Source organism: Intrasporangium sp. (genome assembly GCF_040414665.1).
GTDB lineage: Bacteria > Actinomycetota > Actinomycetes > Actinomycetales > Dermatophilaceae > Intrasporangium.
Genome location: NZ_JBEDUL010000123.1, coordinates 1 through 3512, shown reverse-complemented (window position 1 = coordinate 3512; position 3512 = coordinate 1). Strand labels below are relative to the sequence as shown.

General features: G+C 67.9%; 4 protein-coding genes. 3 read left to right on the top strand and 1 reads right to left on the bottom strand.

Features of this window, described 5'->3' with window-relative positions:
* Positions 1-153 precede the first annotated feature (153 nt).
* Both ABF401_RS13100 and ABF401_RS13095 read left to right on the top strand, forming a co-directional pair.
* Positions 154-495 (top strand): type II toxin-antitoxin system Phd/YefM family antitoxin, encoded by a 342-nt coding sequence (locus ABF401_RS13100; protein WP_353510007.1) that lies wholly within the window; start codon positions 154-156, stop codon positions 493-495.
* 710 nt (positions 496-1205) lie between these two features.
* The gene (locus ABF401_RS13095) at positions 1206-2270 is read left to right on the top strand and encodes a DUF3048 domain-containing protein (RefSeq protein ID WP_353510006.1); all 1065 of its coding nucleotides are present in this window, start codon (positions 1206-1208) and stop codon (positions 2268-2270) included.
* Between the two features lie 224 nt (positions 2271-2494).
* Here ABF401_RS13095 and ABF401_RS13090 read toward each other — a convergent pair whose 3' ends face one another.
* Positions 2495-2632 carry a hypothetical protein gene (locus ABF401_RS13090; protein ID WP_353510005.1) on the bottom strand — a complete coding sequence of 46 codons (138 nt, stop codon included), beginning with the start codon at positions 2630-2632 and terminating at the stop codon, positions 2495-2497.
* Between the two features lie 72 nt (positions 2633-2704).
* Here ABF401_RS13090 and ABF401_RS13085 point away from each other — a divergent pair, with 72 nt between their 5' ends.
* The gene (locus ABF401_RS13085; RefSeq protein WP_353510004.1) at positions 2705-3187 is read left to right on the top strand and encodes a DUF4265 domain-containing protein; all 483 of its coding nucleotides are present in this window, start codon (positions 2705-2707) and stop codon (positions 3185-3187) included.
* Positions 3188-3512 lie beyond the last annotated feature (325 nt).

Here is a 3512-nt window from a genome sequence, read left to right as displayed (position 1 = left end):
TCCCGATCGGTTTGGACCGGCGCGCACCAAGGTGGGTGGTCGCCGTTCGCCCGGAGCTCACGGCCGGTCAAGGGCCGCCAGGGTGTGCCCCAGGCGTCAACACCCTTTCCTTACCCATCCGTGTCGGAGCTGGAAGCGCGGCCGAGAACGTTGATGCGTGCGGCGGGCTTGGGACCGTCGCTGGATCTGCAACCAGGCGCTCGGGCAGCTCTTGTGTTTACCCGCGGTGGCCTATCGAGGAATGGATACGACCGGTTGGGCTCCGTGAGCTTCGCCAGGAGCGCCTCCGAGCTCGTGCGTCGTGTGGAGAAGGGCGAGCACTTCGTCATCACTGTCGCGGGGCGTCCGAGTGCATTGCTCGTGACGGCGCGGCCGTCTCAATGGCGTTCCTGGCCCGACCTCCAAGAGCCTTTCCGAGGGCCCGCGGACACGGAGTGGGCCACGGACCGCGACCTGGTCGATGACACCCTCCGCAACCCATGGGCCGAGGAGTGACTGAGCAATCGGTCGAGCGGGCCATCCTCGACACGAGTGTGCTGATTGGACCTGCGGTGCCCGTGCCTGGCATCGTCACTTCGACGCCCTGCCGATCGACGACTCCGTCGCAGCAAGTTGCGGTCGGCTCGCCTCGGCGTTGGGCGCCGGCCTCCCCGGCGGACGATGGACCTCCTGATCGCAGCGACCGCCCATGCACAGCGCAACGCTCGACACGCGGAACCCGGACGACTTCGCAGGGCTCGAGTCGCTGGTCCCGGTCCTGGGCGTCTGACGACCTTTCGTCGAGACGGTCACTGATGCCGTACCCGGATGGCAACCCCAACTTCTCTGTTTACCAAGCGATTACGGAGGTGGTGAGGCACCCGAACCCCTGACCACCTGTTTACACGAGTCATCGTGACGCCTCCCGGGGAGTCCGGAGGGTCGGTTTGGTGTCTCACCCGGTGCGGGCGAATGTCTTGCGGTGATCGTTAGTGAAGCGCCTCGGCGACGGCCGGGGTCAGGTCGTCGAGGTACTCATGGGGTCGGATCGTGTTGAAGAAGTCGACCCACTCAAGGGCGACGACCTCGACGTGGTTCACGTCGCGCCAGAGCCTTCCAACGGATCGGGCCTCCGGACATCCCGGGAGGTGTCAAACAGGCGGGTCCTTCGGCCCTGTCTGGCCACATGAGACCTTGCCAGGCTGGTGGTGTTGGGGAGGTGCGTCGTGTTGCTGAATCGGAAGCGCCGCATGGTGGTCGGCGGCATCGTCGTGTTCATCCTGCTGCTGGCTGGCGCGGTCGGCGTCTTGTTCGCCGACCGACACCAGGGCCCGACTCCCAGGACGGCCACGTCCCCCTCGCCCACAACGACGATGGGAATCACGGCGCCTCTCACCGGCCTGCCTGTGACCCAGGGGATGGACATCGACCACCCGGCCGTGGCGATCAAGATCTCAGACGTGCGGCAGGCGCACCCCCAGATCGGCGTCGACAAGGCGGACATCGTCTTCACCGAGCCCATTGGAGTCGCCTACACCCGGCTTCTCGCAGTCTTCCACTCCCAACTGCCCAGCCTGGTGGGACCCGTGCGCTCGGTGCGCCCGCCGGACGCGCCCTTGCTCTCGCCTCTGGAGCCGGTCTTCGGCAACACGATGGGCGCCCCATGGGTGGTCAGGTATGTCGACTCGGTCGGCCACTTGGAGGACCTGGGTACCCTGCGGGTGCCCGGCTCGGGCGCGTATGTCCTGAACCGCAGTCGGCCCCGACCGGACCACGTCTTCGCGAAGCCCCGGATACTCCTGGACATCTCGGAGCTCCGGGAGCCCCCGTCTCCTTACTTCTCGTATGCCGCTGACCTGGCTTCCGCTTCAGCGTCCAGTGCCGTTGGGGCCGGGACGTCTGCGGTAGTGCCGTACGGCGCCGGGTTCACCATGATGTGGACGTACGACGCCGCGCGGAAGCGGTACCTGCGGTCCGAGCCCTGGGGGCCGCACACGATGCTGGACGGCGTCCGGATCAGCGCCGCCAACGTGCTCGTGCTGAATGTCGGCGCGTCGGTGGGCAAGATCGGAACCGGCTCGGGCGCCCCCGTACCGATCCTCCAGCTGGTCGACGGATCTGGGCGATTCGTGGCACTTGCCGGCGGCCACTCAATCACGGGCACCTGGCGCAAGGGGGCTGTCACCGACACGTTCGTCCTGCGCACCGACAAGGGTCAGCCGCTGCTCCTGGCCCCGGGGAACACCTGGGTCGAGTTGCCCGGTGCCGCGGCCTCCGTCACGATCCGCTGAGCCTGGCCCCGCCTGAGCTAGGGTGATGTGCCGTTGTGCCCGGTGTCGAACAACCTCGCACGGGCCGGCAGCACCCCCGCCGTAGCTGGGTCCGTCGGTGCCGAACCGTTGCGTGGCCAGCACCGTCTCTCGGTCGTGAGACCTGAACGGTCGCCCGCGTCCAGCTCTTGTGAGCGTCACCCGATTCGTTGCCTGCCTCATGGCTCGCGGCGATGAAATCGCGGTCAGGCGGTCAGCGGCAGGATCTGGACGACGCGAGCCGTCTCGCCTTGCAGACAGATCCGGACCACCGGGTGCGAGAAGCAGTCGCGCGCCGGACTGACGATGCCCAAGCTCTGGCCGCGCTCGCGCGGGATCCGCATCCTGCCGTGCGGAGCGCGACCTTGGAGAATCCGCCCGGCGTCCGCGAGTCTCGATGCGGCTAACCTGACGCGGTGAGCGTCGAAGACGAGGCAGTGGTCAAGCTGCGATTCCAACTCGTTCCAGACGCAGAACGCCCGGAGCCGGTCGAGAGCGAGGGCCTTTGGGCTTTCGACCTCGGGGACGGAACGTATCGCTTGGCCAACGTGCCCTGGTTCGTCACTGGGGTCGCCCTGGATGACGTCGTGGAGGCTGCGCCCAGTGCCGACGGCACCTTGTGGGCGATTCGGAGTCTCCGCTGGTCCGGCCGTCACGTCGTGCGGCTATCCCCCATCATCAACGGCGATCCAATGCCGCTCCTGGAACGAATCGAAGCCGGCTTCGAACAGCTCGATGTGGGCATAGAGAGCATTGGACCGCCCGAATGGCTAACCGCCCTCGACATTCCGGCGGATGCCGACCTCGCCGCGATCAAGAACTTGCTGCGGGAAGGTGCGGCCACCCAACGGTGGACCTTCGAGGAAGCCTGCGTCGGAGCGCGCTGGGACGCCCTGTAGGGACCAGGCAGCGGGCCACATCCGCTCCCCTCACGCGACCAGGGAGAGCCACCGGACCCATAGCGGAGCACAAGAGCCCGATGGAGTGGTCGGGTCAAGGGTGGCCGAGGGCCATCGCGGAGCGACGCTGCAGGCGCCCTTGACGCGGCCCCGGAGTCGGGCGGATGCTCCTGCGTCGGGTCGGCGGCTCGGAGGTCAGGTGCTTCGCGACGGTTTGGAGCGCGCTCCCGGGTTCCGGCTGGAGTGGCCGGTGAGCGGTGGGGGTGCGCGTAGGCGCGCCAGCGCCGGAGCGCGGGGGTCCTGCCGTGAGCCGGCCAGGGCCAGG